The following is a 19873-nucleotide window of genomic DNA, read 5'->3' as shown; positions in this document are numbered from 1 at the left end:
CCACGAGAGGGCCTCACCGCCGCACGGTGTCTCACCGCCCTCTCAGGCAGGGCCGACCGACGACGCCCCGTCCGACACCCGCCGACGACGCGCCGGCCGACACCCGCCGACGACGTCAATTCACAGATTCCTGAGCGGGTGGACACAGCACTCCCACAACCAGAAAACACGAGGGAGTCGCGCTGCAGACGCGAATCACAGTTCAGCTCTTGGTCCCGCCTGCCTCGAGCAACTAGGGCCAAGCAACGCCTTGGAGATCCGTGTGTCTATTTGGTCTTCTCGTCATCGTCAGAGGGGCTACGAGAGACTCAGCCTCGTGCTGGAGCCCGGAACGGGGCCAGCAGCCAAACCTGTCTGTACGGGGTCACCCCGGATGTCGCTCGACCGAACCGGAGGACCATGACGGTCGGCCCACGGCGCCTCGAAGCGCCTAGATCGATGTGAGGCGATGCCCTGCGGCGGAAGAGGTCGCGTGAGGTACGAGGCGACACAGATGCGGTCATCGAGCACGTCAGGCAGGTGGTTTAATCACATTCGCGCAGTTAATCCCCCTTCACATGAAAGTGATCTGCATCACATTCATTCTTATCCTTAGAGAGGGGCCGATCCTCTCGAAAGGTCTAGACCCTTCCTGGGCCATGGCGCTAAGCGGAATCTGATCCTGCGGATCTGGCGGGCAGGCTGGGTGCCCGGACCGGGCTGCGCTCGGACTGGTTTTGGGAGGGGTAGCCGGCCTCCGGCGCGCCCCGACCGTGGGGGTTCGTGGGCGCACAACGAGCGGGGCGGCAGCCCGGGTGGGTGCCGCCCCGCTGGGTCGTGAGCGAGCGTCAGCGCTGGGGCTGGTAGTCGGCGGCCGGGTCGTATCCGCCCGCCAGCAGCTCCGCCGCCTCCTGGCGCAGTTCCCCGGCCGTGGTCCGGCTGACGCCGAGGTCGGCCTCGATGTCCTTCAGCTCCACGACGTCGACGGCACCGGCGTGGCCGCCGGCGGCCAGGATCAGGCGGGCCACCCGCCGCGCCTTGCGCTGACGGGGGGTGAGTCCCGCCCAGTCGTCGGCGAGCTGGGCCTCGGCCTCCAGCACGGCGATCCGGTGCCGGATCTCCGCCTGGCGCAGCAGGGCGGCTTCCGCGTCCTCGGCTGCCAGTGCGGCGTCCTGCTCTGCCTGTGCCTTGCGGGCGCGTTCCGCCTGCTCGTCGGCCGCCAGGCGCGCGGCTTCGGTGCGCTCCGCCTGTGCCCGGCGGCGCTCCGCCTCTGCCTCCGCCTGCCTCCGGGCGGCCGTCTTCTCGTCCTCGGCCGCCTGGCGCAGCAGGGCCGCTGCCTCCGCCGACAGCACCGCCTCGGCCTCGGCTTCCGCCTGCCGCTCCGCCTGTAGCCGGAGCTGCTCCGCCCGTGCCCGGGCCGTGGCCGCGCGTGCCTGTGCCTCCGCCGTGGCCGCGTCCGCGTCGGCCGCCGCGGTGCCGGTCTCGGCGGTCACCTGGTGCCGGGCGGCCTCCACGCGTCCGGCCGCCTTCAGCTTCTTGATCTCCAGCTCCGCGGCCCGCTCGGCGGCCGCTGCTTCCTCCAGTGCCTTGCGTTCCTCCTCCTGTCGGGCGCGCTCGGCCGCCTCGGCCTCCCACTGCGCCGGCAGCGCCAGGGCCTGCTCCACCGTGAAGCCCTTCGGCGCCAGCGTCATCGGCAGGCGCTGGACCTCCGAGGCCTTCGACAGGTCACCGCCGAGCTGCTGGGTGAGCCAGACGCGGTAGCCGTCCAGGGCCTGCTCCCGCCGGATCATCTCCGGGTAGGAGCGCACTCCGGCCAGCCGCATCCGCCGGTACAGGCGCGCGGTCGGTCCCGGCGCCAGCAGCCAGCGGTGCAGCGGGATCCGGTCGGTGGCCTCGCCGGCCGCGAGCCGGGTCGCGTGCAGCACCAGGCGTCGTACCGCCTCCACCCCGACCACGAACAGCACGGGCATCAGCCCATGCCACAGCGCCCGTAATGGATCCGCGGCGATGCTGCGGCCGCCGCCGGTGGCGTTGAGCACGACCGTGGCCAGCGTCATCCCGTGCGCGGCGAACCGCAGCAGCGTCCACTGGATGCGCCGGGCCGCCAGGTACAGGTCCAGCGCCAAAAACGCGATGATTGCGCCGTCGATCCCGACCGGGATCCAGTACGACAACGTGTGGGAGAACCCGGCGGCCTCGGCTGCGCGGCGCAGGGTGTCGTACGAGGCGGCGAACCCGACCCCGGCTACCGGGATCATGCCGAGCAGGGCCACCACGGCCATGGCCCGCTGCACCCGGCCGGACACCCGGCTCGGCCCCCGGCCACCCCCGGCCGCCCCCGGTTCGGTCTCTCCCGGAGACATCCCCGCCTCGGCCGGAGTGGCCCCCAGGGCGGCCGAGGCCGTGGACACCCTGGGGGCGGCCGGGGCCGTGGACACCCCTCCCAGGCCGCCCCCCGGCACCCTCCGACTGCCCGGTTCTGGCACGGCCGGACCGCTCTCCGCTGCTCCCGGAGCGGCCGGGCTGGCTGCCGGAACGGCCCCGGCCGTCGCCGGAGCGGCCGAGGCCGTGGGCACCCCGCCCGGCCGGGTCTCGTCATCCGTCAGCACGTCACGCATCTCGGCAGTCTGCACCCTGGCCATCGCGGCAGGAATACCGCCTGCTCGCCCGGAGCCGGCCCGCGTCCCGCCGGAGCGGTCGCCGCCCTCGCATATCGCCGCTCCCTGCGCGCTCCTGACTACTCATGTGGTCCACTCATGCGCGGGGGCCGGGCGTCATCCGCCGTCGCACAGCCCCTGCTTCACCGCCGGTTCGTCACCGCTCCGGCCAGCACGGCGGGCAGTCCTCGCCCGCAGGCGCCTCCTGCGGCGGGCGGCCCTTCGCTTGGCGAGGGCCGCTAGTGACCTGAGTCAAAGATTATTCGTCAGATCGGCGGCCGTCAGCCGGAAGCCGCGCGGCCGCCAGGTTAGGCCCGGCCTGCTGGAATCCGGTCTTCGGCACTTCGAGTAGCTCGCGAGAACTACCCAAAAATCTCCGACTCAGGTCACTAGGTGTGCATGGGAGGTTAGAGAGGCTGTCAGAGGGGTGGCGATGATGGCCGTCATGACAGCCGCCGCGCTGATGAGACGTCGAATCAGGCCGGACCGACCTTCGCAACAGGTGGCCATCGGCGCGGCTTGTGTGGCGCGATCACCTGTGGGCGTCCTACAGCCCGAAGTCCAACTGCTCGACGTCGGTGAACTCCACCATCAGGGCCTGGGCGCGGCGTCCGCCGTCGCGGAAGTAGATCTCGCCCAGCGCTTCGGCGGTGATGTCGCGCAGCTGGTCGTCGGTGGCGCCGGCTTGCTGGGCGTCGAACAGACGGGCCGCGTAAGCGGGGGGTAGGGCGAGGGTGAGGTGGCGCAGGCGGGCGTCGTCGGTGGTGCCGGGTGCGGCGGTGAAGCCGAAGCGGGCGCGGGTGTCGATGATGAGGCCGGTGCTGGTGGCGGCTTGGCGGCGGGCTTGTTCGCGGATGCGGGGTTGCCAGCGGGCGCGGACGGCGTCGGCGAGGCGCTGGGCGAGGTCGGGGCGGGGCCGGCGGATTTGGTCCTTGATGTAGCGCTCGACGGTGCGCTGGGAGACACCGAGCGTGTCGGCGACGGCTCGGGTGCCTTTGAGTTGCTTGACCAGGTAGCGCATCTGCGCGCCAGCTGACTTGGGGATGGGGCGAGTGAACGCCTGTTGCACGGCACGTTCCAGGCCGTCTCCCACCATACCCATGCGGGGCTCTCCGTTCGTGATCGGTTGTGTGGGCCGCTGTGCGCCATTCACGGCCGGGCCGGGGTAGTTGCCCGGCGGAGGGCGGAACGGCCTGCAGAGCGGCGCTGAGGGCTGTTATCGGGCGGTTTCTTCTTCTGCGGTCATGTCGCGCAGGCGGCTGTAGTGGAACTGGTGGGCCACGGTGACGGTGGCCGTGGGGCCGTTGCGGTGCTTGGCGACGATGAGGTCGGTTTCCCCGGCTCGCCCGGACTCGGGCTCGTAGTAGTCCTCGCGGTGCAGCAGGATGATGGCGTCCGCGTCCTGTTCCAGGGCGCCGGAGTCGCGGAGGTCGCTGACCGCCGGCCGCTTGTCCTGGCGCTGCTCGGGTCCGCGGTTGAGTTGGGCGAGGGCGATGAGTACCGCTCCGGTGTCGGAGGCGAGGATTTTGAGTTCGCGGCTGATCTCGGTGACCCGTTCGTACGGCGATTGCCGGGGGTTGCGCTGGTCGGTCTGCATCAGCTGGAGGTAGTCCACGACGACCAGCGGGGCTCTGCCGGTCTCGCGGACGATGGTCTTGATCCGGGAGCGGATCCGGGCGGGGCTGACGCGGGCGCTGTAGTCCATCCACAGCGGCAGGCCCCTCAGTTCGGGGGTGTACCGGTCCAGACGGTCCCAGTCGTCCTGGGTCAGGCCGTCGACGCCGTCGCGGATGTGGTGGAACGCCACGCGTGCCCGGGCGGACAGGAGGCGGTTGCTGACTTCGGCCCGGCCCATTTCCAGGCTGTGCACGAGGGTGGGAGCTCCTGCTCGGGCGTTCGCGGTGGCGACACCGAGGGCGAAGGCGCTCTTGCCCATGGCCGGGCGGGCGGCGACCACGACCATCTGTCCGGGCATGAGCTTCATGAGCGCGTCCAGGTCGGTGAAGCCGGTGATTGCGGCCGGCGGGAGGGACACGGCGAGGCTGTCCAGGTGCGCGTCAAGGTGGTCCCCGAACCGGCTGAAGTCGTCGTCCTGGTCGTCGACGGCGAGGCTTTCCAGTTCCGCCTGGTGGGCGGCAATGGTCTCCGGGATGGCCAGCGGGTCCGCCTGCCGGGCGCCCTGCATCCCGCGTACGAGGGCGGCCTGGTAGCGGCGCACCTGGGCGTAGCCGTGCACGAGGTCGGCGTAGTGGGCGGCTTCGGCCGACGAGCAGGCGTCGCTCGCGATCCGGGAGAGGCCGACCACACCGCCGACACGTTCCAGGTCGCCGGTGCGACGCAGCTCCGCCTCGACAGCCGGAACCCCGGTCGGACGGCCGACGCCGTGCAAGCGGACCACCGCCGACCAGACCAGTTCGTGCGCGGGTTCGTACCAGTCGCCCTCGTGTACGGCCTGCGCTACGTCGGCCACCGGATCGTAAGCCGGGGTGGCCAGCAGGCAGGCCCCCAGCGCGCGGCGCTCGGCGTCCACGGAGACGGCCTGGTCCCGGTCCTGGTCCCGGTCCTGGGCCTGCGTGGTCACTTGGCCACCTCCACTTCGCTGCGGGTGATGCCGGGATGCGTGCAGCGGCGCTGAGGGCCGTTGTCGTCGTCGTCCAGGAGCCAGCCGTACTCGTCGCACGTGGGGCAGGCCGCGACGGCGGCCGGGGCGACGGCCCGCCGCGTGCTGTTGCCCGCAGCAGGGGCGGTCTTCGGGCGTACCAGCGCGTAGCGGCGCAGGTCCTGCACCCAGCCGGGCAGGCACTTGGTCCAGGACTTCGCACCCTCCGTGTTACGCAGGAGATCGGCCTCGAGCAGCGCGCGTTCCTGGGGGCTCATGTCGACCAGGGACGGCCAGCCCTGCTCCTGCATGGTGGCCAGCAGTTTCGGCGCCACCCGGCGAGCGGTCGCCGCGCCTGCCTGCCAGCGCTGCATCTGCTGGAGGAAGTCACGGGCTGCAGTGATCTCCTCCGGGGCGAAGTCCGCCCCCTCCCTCTGTGAGGGGAGCGCCCCAAGGGGGTCGGTGAGGGGGTAGGGGGAGGAGGAATCCTCCCCCTCCGGGGGGTGTGGGGGGGACACGATTCCGCTTCCCGGAACACGGGAAGCGTTCTGACCTGCGGGAACGCGGCGTTTGACGCTTCCCGGAACGCCGGAACCGTCGTTACCGCTTCCGGCGTTCCGGGAAGCGTTGCGACCTGCGGTTTTGTCAGTTTCCCGGAACACCGGTTCCGGCGTTCCGGGAAGCGTTGCGACCTGCGGTTTTACCTGTCCGTGACCTTCGGGTTCCGTACATGCCGGAGCCCAGTCCGGGTTCCAGGCAGGGTTGTCGTAGACCTCGTAGACGACGGGGCCCTTGCGCCCCGCCAGCGTGGGGTGTGGAAGCTGAACGCGCCGCAGGTAGCCGGCCTCCAAGAGGCGTGCGAACGACTCGTAGACGGCGTTTTTGCCTACCAGTTCGCGGGCGTTCTTCGCCGAGCGGATGCCGCGGTCCTTCAGTTGCTCCCAGACCGTCATGGGGGTGGACTGGACGCCGGATGCCAAGTTGAACATCACCTGGAGCATCACGACGTAGTCCAGGGAGTGGACAAGGTCAGAACCGACGCCCATGTGCCGGGGAACGGATACGCCGCTGGCAGGCGCTTGTGCTCTGGTGAGCAGACCGGAGCCGTCGACTTGTCCGGAAACGTCTGCGTCTTTCTGGTTATGCAAGGGTGGTGCATCTCCCCAGGTAGGGAAGTCGCGACCGGCAGGTGTGACCCAGTAGATCCCCTGAGTAGTGGCGTTGCGCAATCCCTTGCGCATACTCTGGGTATAGGTGACCACGCGGGCCTAAGGCCCACGGGCATCACCCCGGCGAGGTCACCTCACCGGACACGGCTCAGAGTGGCTAGCTCGGTTGAGTCGGTTTTGGAAGAGGCTCCGTTGTGGCGACGGGGCCTCTTCGCCGTTAATGGGCACTGAGCGGGTGGGGAAGGCATCAGCTTCCTGCCTGTGCCTGTAGCACTTCGGGGTGCTGAGCCGCCAAGCCTTCAAGCAGTCGGAGGTAGGCGCGGAGGTGAGGATTGCGTGGCTTCGCCTGCCCGTTCTCCCACCGCACCACCTGAATGCGATGCACGCCGATGGCCTCCGCGACTTCCTGCTGCGTCAGCCGGTGAGCGCGCCGCAGCTCCGCTCGGATGCGCGGCGGCGGCAAGTCAGTGGTTGCGCGTAGCAGTTCATCGACTGCTTCGTACATCACGGCTCCCCTCTTCAACGTTACGCTGAACGCTACACGGGAAGTTACTCAGTGATCGCAGGTTATCGACGTTTTGTCCTCGCTCGGTTGCCGGTTGTCCAGCAACGGCTTCAGGGCCGCATCACGTACCCCCGGGGCGGCCGGAGCGCGTTCGGCTACCTGGGGACGTAGCTGAAGCGAGCCTCCCGGGTGGGGTGGTGCCGGGGGAGGCTCCCGTGCGGTGGGTGGGGTCAGTGGCTGGTGAGTTCGCGCAGTCGGTCCGCGAGGCGGCGGTCGGGCCGGCCCAGCAGGCCGTCGTCGTACTGGTCGGCCAGGCGGTTGACCTCTTCCCGCAGGCCGCCGATGGGAACCGCCCGGTGGGCGCCGGTGCGGGCGCGGTACCCGGCGAAGTTCTCCAGTACCTCGATCAGCGTCGTCGTCTCGCCGATGTTCAGGTCGTCGCCTTCCGCGTCGGCCAGGGCGTCTTCGACGCGTTCCCACCAGAGGTCTGCTTCCCTCAGCTCTCCGTTGGTGAGGTGCTGCAGGTGCAGGCAGTAGGCGGCCGCGCCGTGGCCGGCGCCCGCGGCGAACCCCCACCAGAACCGAGCGCTTTCGGGATGGTTGGCGAGGTAGAGGGAACAGGCGAAGACGTGGATCCCGTCGATGTCGAGATCGTCGGTCCATCCCTCGAAGACGGTGCGGGTGGTGCCGATGATGTCGGCGAGGTACTTCACGTGCGAGGCCGCGCCGGCCTGGGTGACGCTCCAGGAGGTGACGGCCGTCAGTCGATGCCGGGCCGACGTACTGTCCGGGCGTTCCGGAGACGGTGCCGGAGCCGGTGTCAGCTTCGGTGCCGGTGCCGGTGCCGGTGCCGGGGGTGGGAGATACCCGGCGTCCTGGGCCAGGCGGCGCAGGCCGGCGGCCACGTCGAAGGGGCGGCGCGGTTCACACGTGGACGCGCCCGCCAGACGTTCTTCCCATGTGTTCATACGGTCTCTTCCCCCTGGCACTTCAGGATCCGCTGGTAGACCGGGGACAGGCGCTCCCGGGCCTTGCGGCAGTGGTAGTCGACGGTGCTGGCTGTGATGCCCATGTACCAACTGATGCGCTTGGTGTCGTAGTGGCCGATGTAGCGCAGGACCATGACGTCGAACTGTCGCGGAGGGAGCGCGCCGAGCGCCGCGTACAGGCCGCTGCCGCTGTCCAGGGCTGCCATCTGCTCGCGCAGGGACAGCAGGTGCTCGGATATGACGGTGCGCCTGACGATCGCCCATACCTCCTGCTGGAGATCCTCGCTCTCCTCCTTCAGCTTGTCCCACAGGCGGAGGATCTCCAGGAAGGCGCGGTGGACCGCCGATTCGGCCGCGTCGTTCGTCCCCAGAACGGCCAGAGCCAGCTCGTGGAACCCTTCCTGGTGCAGGATGTAGAGCGCCTCGAACTCCACGGGCAGCGGGAGAGGGGCTTCGGCCACGGGAACGCGGCCGTCCTCTCCGACTTCTTCAGTCATCAGTCCTCTTCGTTGAGGGGCGTTGATCGGCGCGGAGGTGCGCCGGGCGTGAACTACTCAACCGCCCGAGAGCCCCGAACACGCATGCGTCGCCTCACGACTTTTACGTTAAGGGATCAACCAGTTGCGCACGGTGGCATTAGTTGTATCGCGCAGTGCGGTGCGACCAGCGACTTTGGATCACCGAACGTGGCATGACAATGACAGAACGCCAAGATCTAGTGATGAAGACCACATGCACTCCAGGTTTGAGAGTGGCCAAGATCATCTCTCGATCGAGTGAACTACCCCAATTCCTCGACTTTCTAAGACGGTTGCTGCTAAAGCAGTCGTGCCGCGCCCCCTCCATGCCGCCAGTCGCTCACCTCACGCCGTGGTCCGCAGCTCCGCGTGCTGCGGTATGGCGGCCGCCGTACCGACCTGCCGGGCAGCGGTTCATGCTGGCGCTCAGCTTCCGGCGATCCCTGAGCCGGACGCGGCGGCCGATCAGCCGGCTCCGCTCGAGCAGTCTCGTATCAAGCGGCGCCGCCAAGCCGATGTCTCCAGCGCAGCGGCCCTGCGCCGGGCCCGAGCCGGATCGCGGAGACAGTGGAACGGTAGCCCCGTCCCTGTTCTCCCGAAGCTACGGCGAAGTGACAAGTAGCTCTCTGTCATCAACGTGACGCTCGGTCAGGGAGAGCGAGGCGGGGTCCAGGGACTTCGCCGGCCTGGAGGGCTGCGAAGTCGGCGTGGGCCTGTTCGACGGCTTCGGGGTACGCCTCGTGCTTGGCATGTCCGGCGAGCGCCCGGTAGATGCTCGTGACGGAGGGGTTCTGGTCCTTGCGTTTGCCGGTGGGGATGATCAGGTCGGACTGGATCTGCTCGACGGACTCGCCACCCGGCGGCGGAGCACGGTGTGGAGCATGTCGTCGATGATGACCGGCGGTCGCCGCCGTGCTTGCGGGCCGCGGTGTCGAGCCCTAGCCGCGCCAATGCTGCGCGGCGCCTGAACAGTCGCCCTGCGAGGCCCGGGAAACAGCAGGTGGGCGTTGACCGGCTGGGGGGGACCCTCACGGACCCGGCCCTGCCAGCGGAAGCGCTCCGAGTTCGGCGGCCACCGCTCGGTCAAAGAGGCAGTGTTATGCCCAGTGCCTGCATCGCGGTCGATGGCGGTCCGCCTTCGGAGCGTTCAGTCTTGTAACCCTTGACGCGCGGATTGAGAGTGCGCGGGTCGACGGCTTCGGCAGGGGCGCTGCGGGCGTAGAGGCCGTCGGGCTCGGTGTCGCGGTCGTGCGGCAGAAGCCAGAAGACGCGGCGTCGGAAGGTGCCGGAGACGCGGGACGGCTTGGCAGTGGGGCCGAGGACGGCGTAGCCAACCATGCGGCCGTCGCGGTGGTAGGCCGGCTTGCCCTTGCGGTTGGGCAACCGGTCCAGGGTCTGGCGGACGTAGTCGAGGTCCTTGATGTCTTCCAGCCACACGATCTCGGTCTCGTGACTGATCTCGTCCTCGGTGATCAGGGAACTCATCAGCTGGCGTCCCTCTCCTGGTCGGTGAGCAGTCCGATACCCGGGTAGTGCTTGCGCTGGTTGGACAGGATCATCTCCTTGGGCGAGGCCAGTCCGACGAGTTCGCGGGTGCGGGATGCAAAGGCGCGTGAGGACATGGCCGGTGCTCCTTCATTCTGGCACCACGTCTTGTAGACGGCGTAGAGCGCCGTCTGCTCCGCCCGCAGGTCTGGTCCGAGTACGCAGCATTCCTCGTAGAAGCGGCCGGTGTGGTCCTCGGTCTCGGCGTACGCCGTGGTGGCGATGCGGACGCGTTGCGGACCTGAGAGGTCGCGGTCGCCGGTGAGGTAGCGGCGGGCTCCGTCGATGAGCCAGCTGAGGATGCCGGGTCCTTCCTCGGTGACGAGGAGGTCGGCCAGGTTGTCGATCTTGCGGTGGTCGGGGACGACGCGTTCGAAGGGGATCAGCCGCATGCGACGCCAGAAGGCGAAGCCGCCGGTGCCGACCTCCGGCCGGTGGTTGCCCAGCAGCCAGAGCTTGTGGGTGGGCTGAAAGCTGAAGAAGTCCTGCCGCATGCGGCGTGCTTTGATGCGGTCGCCGCCAGTCAGCAGCTTGACGCGGGCCTCGTCGAACTTGTCGTCCGGTTTGACCTCTGAGCAGACGATGACGCGTCGGCCGTGGAGTTCAGCCAGGTCGGTGGGGTGGCCTTCGTAGGGCTTGGCCATAAGGAATCCGGGCGGGGCGGCGTCGGCATAGTCGCCGAGGAGTTTCATCAGCACGTCCAGCAGTACGGACTTGCCGTTCTTGCCGGTACCGAAGAGGAACGGCAGGATCTGGGCTCCGACGTCGCCGGTGACGGAGTAGCCGAGCAGCAGCTGGAGATAGTCGATCATCTCCCGGCCTTCGGCGTCGTCGCCGAAGGTGTCGGTCAGGAACTTTTGCCACCGGGGTGTGGGCTGGGGCTGGGAGCCGACCATGGTGGAGCGTGAGTGGAAGTCCTTGTTCGGGTCGGGGGTCTTCACCAGGCCGGTGCGCAGGTCGACGATGCCGTCCGGGGTGCAGAGCGCGTAGGGGTCGGCGTCCAGGGCGGCTGCGTTGAGGACCATGCCGGGAGCCGACTTGGCCTGGGTGAGCATCGCCTTGATGCCAGTGGTGGACATGGACCGGCGACGGTGCTTCTGCAGGGCAGTCGTGGTGAAGACACCACGGGGGTCGTGGGCGGCGATGTTCTCGGCGAGGTCGCCGGCTGCCCAGAGGACCGTGTCGTCCTCGTCGATCTGCCAGCGGGTGTTGTCCCACCGGTACCAGCCGATTCCGGGCACGTGGCGGTAGTCGCGGGCGTACAGCTTCACGAAGAGCTTGGCGTTGCCGCGGTCGGTGAGGGTGTCGGGCAGGAGTCCCTGTGCGGTCGCTTCGCCGGCGCTGATGGGGCGTTCGGCATCCGCCTGACCAGGGAGGGGGATCGTCGTGTGCTGGGCGCGGATCTGGGCTGCGACGGCTTCGGGATCGAAGTCGAAGAGAGCTTCCGGGCGGGGCGACGTCACGGACGCCTCCCGCTGTGGAGGGGGCGCTTGAGGCCTGCGGACAGGCCGCTGCTGATGATCTGCTCGATGCGGCGGTCCTGGCCTGGGCGGGCCGTTGCCGCCGCCTCCGTCAGGGCTTGGACGGCTTCGGCGCGGAGGATGCGGCCTGCGGCGATGAGGCCGCCGAGGGTGTAAGCGGCGCGGTTGAGGGCGTCGGAGAAGCCGGCACCTTCAGGGGCCTGTCCGCAGGCTTCGACGGGGGCGAGGATGGTCGTGAGCATGTTCTGGGCGTGGTCGCGGCCGCCTCCGGCGGCGAGGACAGCCTGCTGGGCGCGGGGTGGCACGGGCCTGGGCGCGGGGATCGCAGTAGCCGGCAGGTGGCCTGTGCGGTCGAGTTCGTGTGCGAGCCAGCTCGGCAGAGTGGCTGGTGCCCGAGTGGTGCCTACCGGCGTGTAAGTGCCGTAGCTGGTGGTGGTGCCGGGGGCGATGATGTAGCTGCCGTGGGCGCGGATGTCGACCTGCCAGGCCAGGGCGCGGCCGGGGGTGGAGCCGACGGAGGACTGCCAGCGGCGGCCGTCCGTGCGGTACCAGACGTGAAGTCCGCCGGAAGGGGTGCGGACCCGCAGGGTGGATTCGTCGTCTGCCGGGCTGGGCTGGCCGCGCAGAGCCGCCAAGACGGCAAGCGTGTGGAAGCCGTTGGCTAGGCCGGTCAGGTCGACTTGGTCGGCGATGGGGATGCCGGGCAGGATCCGGTCGCGGGCCGGGGGCGGGGCCGGGTGGGCATCGATGTCGAGCACGATCAGGCCAGCAGGTCCGCAGGCGACCCCGACGCCGAATTCCGGGTGGTCGCCCCACCATCGTTCGATGCGGGCCTGGTCGAGAGTTGCTGCGTGGAAGCCGTGGCACCAGCGGCCTGCAGGCAGGCAGACGCAGGCTGCGGGCGGGTGGGTTTGGGTACGGCAGTCGGCGCAGTTGGCGGGCGGTGTCTTACGGCCTGCAGCAAGGGGGTGGACGGGCCAGCCCGAGCGAGCGCACCAACGGGCAGTGGCCAAGGAGGCGGCAGCGACTGAAGCATTGGAGGTCGAATGACTTGAGTCGCCACGGGAAAAGCCCAGCTCAGCAGGCATGCACACCCCCTATCAGCGACTGAAGCGACTCAACGACAGACACAGACTAGCGAACGTGACGGGAGGGAGTACGCAGCTTGGGCGGGGCGGGCGTGCTGCCCGTGCCATGACCCGGGCAGGGGGAAGCATCAGACAGCGACCGAGACCGAAACACAGCTACTGAACGCTTCTCGGTTCGTTGGCCGCCAGTCGACAGAAAGCGCAGGTCACCCCAACTGCACCAACCAGAACAGCGACTGAAGCGACTGAAGCTCGCTATATATGACGCACACGCGCACACAGGAATGGCTTCATATATCAGACCTTCAGTCGCTTCAGTCGCTGTTTCACAGGAGACACCCCGCTGACCTGTACTTTTCCCCTGGTTCCAGCAGCGACTGAAGAGGCACAGAGCCACTGGTCCTTCAGTCGCTGCTGCCCGCGGGCAGCGACCGTAGCGACCGAACCACCAGACATTGGCTGTCTGTCCCAAAGCTGCCGACCAAGCTGTGCGCCCCGCCATGAAGGCATCCTGCTTGCCGCAGAGGCGAGGCGTGCCGAAGGCACTGGCGGCCCCCTCTCAGCGTGTTCCTGAGCAAAAGGTGACCGACCGCATCCACTAGCCCGCGACACGAGCCGTCCGTGCCGGATATGGTGCGCACTTCAGACACTGAGCAAAGGAACCCCCACACAAGGGCCGTGTCCTGGACGGACTGCGGCAGGAGGCCAGCGGCGGCCTCGCGGGCTGCCGGGTGGGCGTAGTGGCCGCGGTGCGCGGCCATGGCCTGGGCGAGCCAGGCGTCGACGTTGGCCTGTACGTACGACCCGGTGCGGCGGGTGAGCTCGTCCCGAACGGCTTCGTCGCCTTCGCGGGGTTCGGTCTGCTCCAGCGTGCCCAGCTCGCGCAGCGCTTGGAGCTCGTCGGCGCGGGTGGTGATCGGCTGCGCCTCGCGTAGGGCTGCCTCGCGTTCGGCGGTGGTCGCGGCCTCTGCGGCGAGCTCCGCCTGGACAACATCGTCGGTGTCCGGGTCGTACACGGTGCCCGGCGCGGCGTCGGCGAGCAGCTGGTCTATGCGCTCCCACTCCGCCAGCTCTGCCTGGCCGCGCCCGTCACCGGCGAGGTGCTCGTGCCGGGAGTCCTACCGTGCGTCGAACCGTACGTCCTCGAGGGCGCGTGGGACGGCAGCGGCGTCCTCGCCTGCCGCCGTACGACGCGCCGGCCGATGCCGGCAGGGTCGATCGGCTCGTGGGGGCGCGCCCCTCAGGGCGGCCAGGGGCCGGCGGCTCGTCCGCCGGGTCTGCCAAGGGGTGCTCATAAGGGCTCGCATCCTCGCGGTTGGCCGCACGAACTGCCTCCAGCTCCGCGTCTCGTTCCTCCAGCTGCGCCGACAGCTCGGTGGCCGAGTACCGGGTCTGTGTGCGCGCTCCGGACCACGTGCGGCCCTTGGACGGCGTCTCGTACAACGCCGTGCCCACCGAGTACCTGGAGCCGCCCTTGCCCGCCCAACAGGCGCTGTGGCCCGCGGCGGCCGTCCGGCTGGGTGCTGGCCAAGGCCAGCGGCCGCGGTCCCGGCCGGGGCGGTGTCGTGCACGCCGTCGACTGCGAAGAGGCGCCGGTCGGCGCCGGTGCTGCCGCTGGACCGGGCGCTAGACGCCGCCGAGCAGCCGGGGTTTCGGCTGTGCTCATTGTGCGACGCAGCCGCCGAGCTTGACCCGGTGGCAGCAGCTGGCGCAGCCCGTCGTACCGCAGCCGGCCGACCCGGTACGAGGTGATCAGCCCGTTCTCCTCCAGCGGCATCCCGGGCGGACGAATCACCGTGCGCCCTTCGTCGTTGAGGACGCCGTCATGGTTCATCCAAAGCGACACCCACAGCTTCGAGGTACCGTGGGCCCGCTGCACCAGGTCCTTGCGCACGTCCAGCCAGCGCTCTAACGCAGCCCGGGTCAGCGCCGAGGTCTCGACCCACTCCCCCTCGGCAGTCCCGCCGCCCTGGGGGTGCCGCTCGACGTACACCGCGGCGTTGTCTTCGCCCAGATGCGTGGTGCGTAGCTCGACCAGCTCCCCGCTGCGCGCTGCGGTGTTCAGCTCGACGGCGAGCAGGGCCGTCAGCCGGGTCTGCGGCGGGGACATCGCGCCGGCCAGGTACCGGTCGAGCTGGCGGGCCAGCGCGGACAGTGTCGCCGCCGGCGGTGCGGGCTGCAGCGGGATCTCCCCACCGCCCAGGCGTAGCGGGGGCATCCCGAGCGCCTCGCGCAGCAGGTCGATGCACTTACGGCGGATTTCGTTGGTCGCCTCTGACGTGGGCGGGAAGCCGCCGTCCACCCGCCGGTGCCGAAGGGCCCCCGACTTCGCGATCCGGACGTACGGGCGGGCCTCTTCTTCCAGGAGCCGCTGCAGGGTGCGCCGGGCCGGGACCGGCATTGCGCCCCGGTTCAGCGCCCGCTCCAGCTCCCCGCGCACCATGTCCAGCTGACGCCGACGGGCCGCGCCGGCGCCCAGGCTGTCGAGGAGCTGGTCGAGGGCGCGGACTGAGGGGAACTTCGACGTCTGCACGCCGCGATTGTCGCGCACCGGACCTGGCTCGGCCGGGGAGACGGCCGGGTTCCTGGACTTTCTGGACCCTCCTTTATGCGCGCACGCGTACGCGCATAAAGGAGGGCTGGCCTCACCGGTTCCGGCCGGTGAGCACGGCGAGCCAGCGCACCATCCCGGTGCGCACGGCCGCCAGCGCGACCAGGCGAGGCCCAGGCCCCAGGGCGATCCGGGGTCGAAGTCGGGGCCGCCGCAGCGACGAGGGCCACGAGCTGCCAAAGCCGAAGAAGGTCGCCGCGCAGGAGCAGCCCGCCAAGAAGACCGCGGCGAAGCAGACGACCGCGCAGAAGACGGCGGGCCGCCGTCCACGCAGCGCCTAGTCGAGGACGCCCAGCTCGGTATGCGGGCGACAGTGCGGGCACGTCGGCACCTACCGCCGGAGCGCCTCCACCACCTGCTCCCACGTGCGCGCGTGGCCGGTCAACCCCGGGTAGCGGAGCCTCCGTGTACTACACGAACGGGCCCTGAAGTGGGGCCGAGTCTGTAGGGCAGGCTATAGAGGCGGTACGCTCAAGATGCGGGTGTAGATACAACGTCTACACACCAGAGGGCCCCGTCCCCGGGCTCCTACCCCCGGTTCCAGGGCCCTCCGCCGCGATACAGCAGCAGCCCGGTCGTGTAGCAGGCGACCGGGCTTGTTGCTGCCCGGACCATGTACGACCGCGCCCACCGCTCTCCGTCAGGAGAGGTGCTGCATCACGATGGTGGTGAGTTTCGCCAGCACCGGCGACCAGTCGAGCGCGACCTGCATGAGCTTCTGACGTCGTTCCCGACGCCGCTCGGTGGCCTTCTGCTCGTCTGCCTCAGCCGGTGAGGCGGGTGCCTCTCCATCCAACTGGTCCTCCTGGAGTCCAGAGGTACCCGGCCGTTTGGCCGGGCCTTCACGACGAGGGACCCGTCGATCTCCTCGTGGTGAAGCGCGAGTGGACCCGGCGGAAGACCAAGGCCAAGCATAAGGGGCACTCTCTGACAGCAGGTGCCACCTAGCCAACTCAGGCTCGTGACCTGCGGTGTTGACCGGTACCTCTAGTAGGAAAGAGGGATTGACGGCTCCCGTTGCGGTCGGCAATTGACGTGCGTCCGCGGAAATTGAGTCCGCTGTGAGGAGGGTTGGAGATCATGCACTGCCCCTTCGTCCTCTGAAGAGCTGAACCGGGTGCAGACTGAGGTCTGCTGAGCCGGTGTCACGCCTCCAGAGCTCCCATAGATGGGGATCTTGTGGCGTCCGTGTCGGCTCTCAGGCGCTCTCAGCGACCTCCATCGCCGTCACGGGCTCCGTGCCGGCTGTCCGTTCGTTGTGCTCGCGCAGCATCCGCATGACGGTCGCCGGGGATGGATGCTGTCCGTTCTTGGCGCCCTTGGTGATGCCGAGCCGTGCCGCGATCTCGCGCAGGCTCAGCTCCTGGCCCCGAAGGGGCAGCGTCATGCCGAGCAGGAGTCCGAGCACCGGCGCGACTTCTACCGCGACTACTTCCGTCACCGCGAGCGGATGGTGCGGATCCGGCAGGAATCGCCGCGACGCCGCTTCACTTGTCGGCATGCCAACACCCTGGAGCCGCCGGAACCGCCAGGCGAGCAGCGGAGCGGAAGAGTGCCTGGAGGGTAGCGACAGCAGCTCGCCACAACCTGGATCGCGTCGGATAACGATGGCTTATCCGACGCGACCACCCTGTGGGCCCAGCTGTCTGTGATCAGCGGAGGCACATCCGGGCACTCTTCATCTTTCCTTCCGAACATGGAGGAAGTGGCGAACCCGGTGCTTCGGCCGGACTTCCCCGGCAGACTGCTGTGATCAGCGGGACCGCTTATTAGGGCGAGCGGACCGTGGCCGACCTCATCAGCACCCGCGGGCCCGTGGGGTGCACCTGGATGTTCGTCGACGTACGCGAAGGAGTCGGCGCGCGGCTGGGCCTCTCGCGCGCGCCGGTCTTGTCCGTGTACGAGTCCGTCCTGCAGCCGCTCACCGGCTCCGCCCACCGGGCACCGCGCGCCAGATCGGGCGCACGGGAGCCGTGCCCGGTAGAACGCGAAGGCCGAGGCCGCCATCTTCCGGAATTTCGCCCGGAACGCGGCGGGGTCGGCGGCCAGGAGCCGGCCGTGGGCGTTCTGGGCACCCGACGAGTGGGTTGCGGAGATCGCAGCCTTCGTAGACCGGGTCGTCATCGAGGTCGACGCGTTCAAGGGCCATGGTGGACTTCATCGCCGACTTCGTGAGGAAGGGCAAGAAGCGCGACGCCCACGTGCGGTACATGGGCTCCCAGGAGTTCATCGACTCCGTCTACGGTGCCAAGGGGGACGGCTTCCGCAAGCGTGACCGCGAGATGGTCATCCTCTTCCTCGGCGACCCCCAGTTCGTCAAGAGCCGCCCGTACGATGATCATCGTGACCGCCCGCGCAACCTTGGCACGGGCAGAGGCTCCCGCCCAGGGCATCCGCGCCGCACAGGCCGACCTTCTCGACGCGCTGCCCGGCATCCATCTGCCAGACCTCAGCGAGTTGCGAGCCCGCGGGGTCCTTGGCGCCCACTCCGCATCACCGCCGTCCCCGCGGCGGGTCCTCGGACCGGGCGGCACGGAGGACACAGTCCCGGAGTCCTCCGAACCGGACGCCGGTCCAGGTGAAGCATCACCGTGATCCTGTCCAGCGGCTGCAGCAGCGGAGGGGCCGGGTCCAGCGGCAGGTTCCCCCGCGGCCCGTTCGGGGGCAGCTGACCTTCCCTATCACCGAGTCAGCTGTGGACAGGGGGCGGTCCTCGCCGAGCGCGGGGCAGACCTTGCCGAGCGCCGTGGTGTAGGCCCGGCGGGTGTTCGCCACGGCGATGGAGCCGAGGTACCGGTCAGCGGCGGTGCGCACGACGGCCCGCGGCCGTCCAGTCGTACCAGCACGGAGCCCCGGACCAAGTGGTCCGGGGCTCCAAAAGCACGCTCAGCGTGAAGCCCTCCTGCTGCGCCGAGCAACGCGTCGCTCTCGTGCGCGGCCCGTCCTGGCGACTTCGGCTGACCGGCGCAAACGGAGGAGGGCGTCCATCGGATCGACCTCCTGAGGAAGGAAGTCGATCAGCCTCTCCACGAGCAACCAGCACGTGCTGTCCGTCGGGATCGCCTCGCCGGCCAGGTATCTCTCCACTCGTGAGGAGAAGGAGCCGAGCATCAGCCATAGCTCGTCTTCCAGTCCGGTGAGCTTGATCAGGCGCGTGAGCTCGGCGATGAAGCGCTGCTGCTCCCTGGGAACAGCGATGACCACTCGCTCCGCCTTGGGGACGCGCTCCCTTTCCAACTCAATCCTGCGGGCGAGACTGCGGAGCCTTGCCCGCCATGCCGTCGCGAGTCGTCGACCCTCGTGGTCCCGGGGAAGTCTTTCGATCCAGGCCCACACCGGTTCGATGTATGTCTCGTCGATGTCGTCGGCTTCGTCTGCAGGGTTGCCGGCCCACCAGCGCAGCAGCGTGCTGAGGGTCCTCTCGGTCGGCACGCGGGTACCGGACAGTGCCGCATATAGGGCGGCCTTGGAGACCGTCGTCTGTTCATGCCCAGCGATCCACCCGATGGAGACCTTCCCCTCTCCCAGCTCCCGCAGCTCGTACGCGAACAGCTGAAGCTGCCCTTCTTGTGGGTCCGGAATGCGCGGACGAGCTGGCATATGCCAATTCCCCTATCTCATCCTGTCAGCGAAGTCTCGCGACATCTTTTTACACCGTTTCGTTGTCAGTGTGCCGCCATAGACTCACTCGAAGCGACGAGAGCAGCCGCCTTGGAGACCGGAGTTGGGGTTTTTGAGGGGCACCGCGCCAACGGGCTCTCGCTGTCACAGCAGTCCGACGTCGGTCGAGCACCAGGAGGTGAAACGACTGCGGCCCCCCGCGCCAACGGGGGGCCGCACAGCAGTCCGATGGGTCTCGCACCCGTCCAAGAAACGCGCCAGCACTTCAAGATCGGAGGCATTGCCATCAGTTCCAACCCCGAGGTTACGGGGCAGTCCGACATGCCGTCGAGCCGGGATCCTCGATGGAAGTCATCGTGGACGGCCCTCCGTGCCATCTCTTCCCAGCACCGAGCGCTGACCACCCTGGCCGGCACTGCCGTGGTCGGCCTTACCAGCGGTGCCTTCCAGGTGCTGGGCAGGGGCTTCGCGGAACAGGTCCTGACCTGGTTCCACTGAGCCCCTGCACCTGGAGTTCATGTGCGCCCTAAGCCCTCGCCGGTCTCCGGCGAGGGCCTGCCCCATACTCACCCTGCGGGGCGTACCGGATCGGTGGCATCCGGGCCCAGGCCGACGACGAGATCGAGAGCTTCCGGCTTCCGACCGTCGTCTCCACGGCTGGCTGCAGAAGTGGCCGTGGATGGACAAGGAGACCCGCCCGGTGGTCCGAGGGCATCGTCGCCTCCACCGGCTGCCCCTCCGGCGAGGTGCAGACCCGGCTGCGCCTCGGCCACTTCGACGAGGCCCTGAAGGCCGCCGCCGATTACCAGGACATCTTCGGCAAGGACAAGTACTTCCTGGAGCTGATGGACCACGGCATCGAGATCGAGCGCCGGGTCCGCGACGGCCTGCTGGAGATCGGCAAGAAGCTCGGCATCCCGCCGCTGGTCACCAACGACTCGCACTACACGTACGCGCACGAGGCCGGCGCCCACGACGCCCTGCTGTGCATCCAGACCGGCAAGAACCTCTCCGACCCCGACCGCTTCAAGTTCGACGGCACCGGCTACTACCTGAAGTCCACGGACGAGATGTACGCCATCGACTCCTCGGACGCCTGGCAGGAGGGCTG

The 19873-nt window shown here is 69.0% G+C and carries 17 protein-coding genes and 3 pseudogenes; 5 read left to right on the top strand and 15 right to left on the bottom strand.

Features of this window, described 5'->3' with window-relative positions; all coding sequences use genetic code 11:
* Positions 1 to 827: 827 nt before the first annotated feature.
* The 11 genes from ABZ923_RS36880 to ABZ923_RS36830 all read right to left on the bottom strand — a co-directional run bounded on the left by ABZ923_RS36880 (position 828) and on the right by ABZ923_RS36830 (position 13546).
* Positions 828 to 2261 carry a DUF2637 domain-containing protein gene (locus ABZ923_RS36880; RefSeq protein ID WP_361481239.1) on the bottom strand — a complete coding sequence of 478 codons (1434 nt, stop codon included), beginning with the start codon at positions 2259 to 2261 and terminating at the stop codon, positions 828 to 830.
* A gap of 922 nt (positions 2262 to 3183) precedes the next feature.
* Positions 3184 to 3738, bottom strand: a complete 555-nt coding sequence (locus ABZ923_RS36875; protein ID WP_361481236.1) for a helix-turn-helix transcriptional regulator — start codon at positions 3736 to 3738, stop codon at positions 3184 to 3186.
* Between the two features lie 114 nt (positions 3739 to 3852).
* Positions 3853 to 5217: a replicative DNA helicase gene (locus tag ABZ923_RS36870; RefSeq protein WP_361481233.1), complete on the bottom strand. Its 1365-nt coding sequence runs from the start codon at positions 5215 to 5217 to the stop codon at positions 3853 to 3855.
* Positions 5214 to 6476, bottom strand: a complete 1263-nt coding sequence (locus ABZ923_RS36865) for a hypothetical protein (protein WP_361481231.1) — start codon at positions 6474 to 6476, stop codon at positions 5214 to 5216. The genes ABZ923_RS36870 and ABZ923_RS36865 overlap by 4 nt, the downstream gene beginning before the upstream one ends.
* Positions 6477 to 6651: 175 nt before the next feature.
* Positions 6652 to 6909: a helix-turn-helix transcriptional regulator gene (locus ABZ923_RS36860; RefSeq protein ID WP_361481229.1), complete on the bottom strand. Its 258-nt coding sequence runs from the start codon at positions 6907 to 6909 to the stop codon at positions 6652 to 6654.
* Positions 6910 to 7139: 230 nt separating this feature from the next.
* A complete protein-coding gene (locus tag ABZ923_RS36855) occupies positions 7140 to 7877 on the bottom strand; it encodes a hypothetical protein (protein WP_361481227.1) in 738 nt (245 codons plus the stop codon).
* Entirely contained in the window at positions 7874 to 8395 is a 522-nt protein-coding gene (locus ABZ923_RS36850; protein ID WP_361481224.1) for a sigma-70 family RNA polymerase sigma factor, read from the bottom strand. Before ABZ923_RS36850 ends, ABZ923_RS36855 begins: the two co-directional genes overlap by 4 nt.
* 1104 nt (positions 8396 to 9499) lie before the next feature.
* Positions 9500 to 9901 (bottom strand): DUF6009 family protein, encoded by a 402-nt coding sequence (locus ABZ923_RS36845; protein ID WP_361481221.1) that lies wholly within the window; start codon positions 9899 to 9901, stop codon positions 9500 to 9502.
* A complete protein-coding gene (locus tag ABZ923_RS36840; protein WP_361481218.1) occupies positions 9901 to 11424 on the bottom strand; it encodes a phage/plasmid primase, P4 family in 1524 nt (507 codons plus the stop codon). The genes ABZ923_RS36845 and ABZ923_RS36840 overlap by 1 nt, the downstream gene beginning before the upstream one ends.
* Entirely contained in the window at positions 11421 to 12530 is a 1110-nt protein-coding gene (locus tag ABZ923_RS36835) for a bifunctional DNA primase/polymerase (RefSeq protein ID WP_361481215.1), read from the bottom strand. The genes ABZ923_RS36840 and ABZ923_RS36835 overlap by 4 nt, the downstream gene beginning before the upstream one ends.
* 404 nt (positions 12531 to 12934) lie before the next feature.
* Entirely contained in the window at positions 12935 to 13546 is a 612-nt protein-coding gene (locus ABZ923_RS36830; protein ID WP_361481212.1) for a hypothetical protein, read from the bottom strand.
* A gap of 362 nt (positions 13547 to 13908) precedes the next feature.
* Here ABZ923_RS36830 and ABZ923_RS36825 point away from each other — a divergent pair.
* The 3 genes and pseudogenes from ABZ923_RS36825 to ABZ923_RS36815 all read left to right on the top strand — a co-directional run.
* A pseudogene (locus ABZ923_RS36825) lies at positions 13909 to 14282 on the top strand (DUF6233 domain-containing protein); the annotation flags it as partial.
* Between the two features lie 556 nt (positions 14283 to 14838).
* A complete protein-coding gene (locus ABZ923_RS36820) occupies positions 14839 to 15042 on the top strand; it encodes a hypothetical protein (protein WP_361481209.1) in 204 nt (67 codons plus the stop codon).
* 149 nt (positions 15043 to 15191) lie between these two features.
* Positions 15192 to 15422 carry a hypothetical protein gene (locus ABZ923_RS36815; RefSeq protein ID WP_361481206.1) on the top strand — a complete coding sequence of 77 codons (231 nt, stop codon included), beginning with the start codon at positions 15192 to 15194 and terminating at the stop codon, positions 15420 to 15422.
* Positions 15423 to 15781: 359 nt separating this feature from the next.
* Here ABZ923_RS36815 and ABZ923_RS36810 read toward each other — a convergent pair whose 3' ends face one another.
* The 4 genes and pseudogenes from ABZ923_RS36810 to ABZ923_RS36795 all read right to left on the bottom strand — a co-directional run bounded on the left by ABZ923_RS36810 (position 15782) and on the right by ABZ923_RS36795 (position 18741).
* A complete protein-coding gene (locus ABZ923_RS36810) occupies positions 15782 to 15937 on the bottom strand; it encodes a hypothetical protein (protein WP_361481203.1) in 156 nt (51 codons plus the stop codon).
* Positions 15938 to 16339: 402 nt separating this feature from the next.
* Positions 16340 to 16642 (bottom strand): hypothetical protein, encoded by a 303-nt coding sequence (locus tag ABZ923_RS36805; protein WP_361481242.1) that lies wholly within the window; start codon positions 16640 to 16642, stop codon positions 16340 to 16342.
* A gap of 476 nt (positions 16643 to 17118) precedes the next feature.
* Positions 17119 to 17265, bottom strand: a pseudogene (locus ABZ923_RS36800) (DUF2252 domain-containing protein); the annotation flags it as partial.
* A gap of 762 nt (positions 17266 to 18027) precedes the next feature.
* Entirely contained in the window at positions 18028 to 18741 is a 714-nt protein-coding gene (locus ABZ923_RS36795) for a hypothetical protein (protein WP_361481200.1), read from the bottom strand.
* Positions 18742 to 18990: 249 nt separating this feature from the next.
* On the opposite strand from ABZ923_RS36795, the gene ABZ923_RS36790 reads away from it, so the two are divergent.
* A complete protein-coding gene (locus ABZ923_RS36790) occupies positions 18991 to 19260 on the top strand; it encodes a hypothetical protein (RefSeq protein ID WP_361481197.1) in 270 nt (89 codons plus the stop codon).
* Positions 19261 to 19417: 157 nt separating this feature from the next.
* Positions 19418 to 19873, top strand: a pseudogene (locus ABZ923_RS36785) (PHP domain-containing protein); the annotation flags it as partial.

This window comes from Streptomyces sp. NPDC046881 (assembly GCF_040645015.1).
In the GTDB taxonomy this organism is placed as follows: Bacteria; Actinomycetota; Actinomycetes; order Streptomycetales; family Streptomycetaceae; genus Streptomyces.
Note: the sequence above shows the minus strand (reverse complement) of the source record. Positions and strands in the feature narration are given on the sequence as shown.

Coding starts and splice junctions, on each gene's coding strand:
- ABZ923_RS36880 (WP_361481239.1), bottom strand. CDS start 2,261: ATGGCCGTGGTGGCCCTGCTCGGCATGATCCCGGTAGCCGGGGTCGGG.
- ABZ923_RS36875 (WP_361481236.1), bottom strand. CDS start 3,738: ATGGGTATGGTGGGAGACGGCCTGGAACGTGCCGTGCAACAGGCGTTC.
- ABZ923_RS36865 (WP_361481231.1), bottom strand. CDS start 6,476: ATGCGCAAGGGATTGCGCAACGCCACTACTCAGGGGATCTACTGGGTC.
- ABZ923_RS36860 (WP_361481229.1), bottom strand. CDS start 6,909: ATGTACGAAGCAGTCGATGAACTGCTACGCGCAACCACTGACTTGCCG.
- ABZ923_RS36855 (WP_361481227.1), bottom strand. CDS start 7,877: ATGAACACATGGGAAGAACGTCTGGCGGGCGCGTCCACGTGTGAACCG.
- ABZ923_RS36850 (WP_361481224.1), bottom strand. CDS start 8,395: ATGACTGAAGAAGTCGGAGAGGACGGCCGCGTTCCCGTGGCCGAAGCC.
- ABZ923_RS36845 (WP_361481221.1), bottom strand. CDS start 9,901: ATGAGTTCCCTGATCACCGAGGACGAGATCAGTCACGAGACCGAGATC.
- ABZ923_RS36835 (WP_361481215.1), bottom strand. CDS start 12,530: ATGCCTGCTGAGCTGGGCTTTTCCCGTGGCGACTCAAGTCATTCGACC.
- ABZ923_RS36805 (WP_361481242.1), bottom strand. CDS start 16,642: ATGCCGACAAGTGAAGCGGCGTCGCGGCGATTCCTGCCGGATCCGCAC.
- ABZ923_RS36795 (WP_361481200.1), bottom strand. CDS start 18,741: ATGCCAGCTCGTCCGCGCATTCCGGACCCACAAGAAGGGCAGCTTCAG.
- ABZ923_RS36790 (WP_361481197.1), top strand. CDS start 18,991: ATGGGTCTCGCACCCGTCCAAGAAACGCGCCAGCACTTCAAGATCGGA.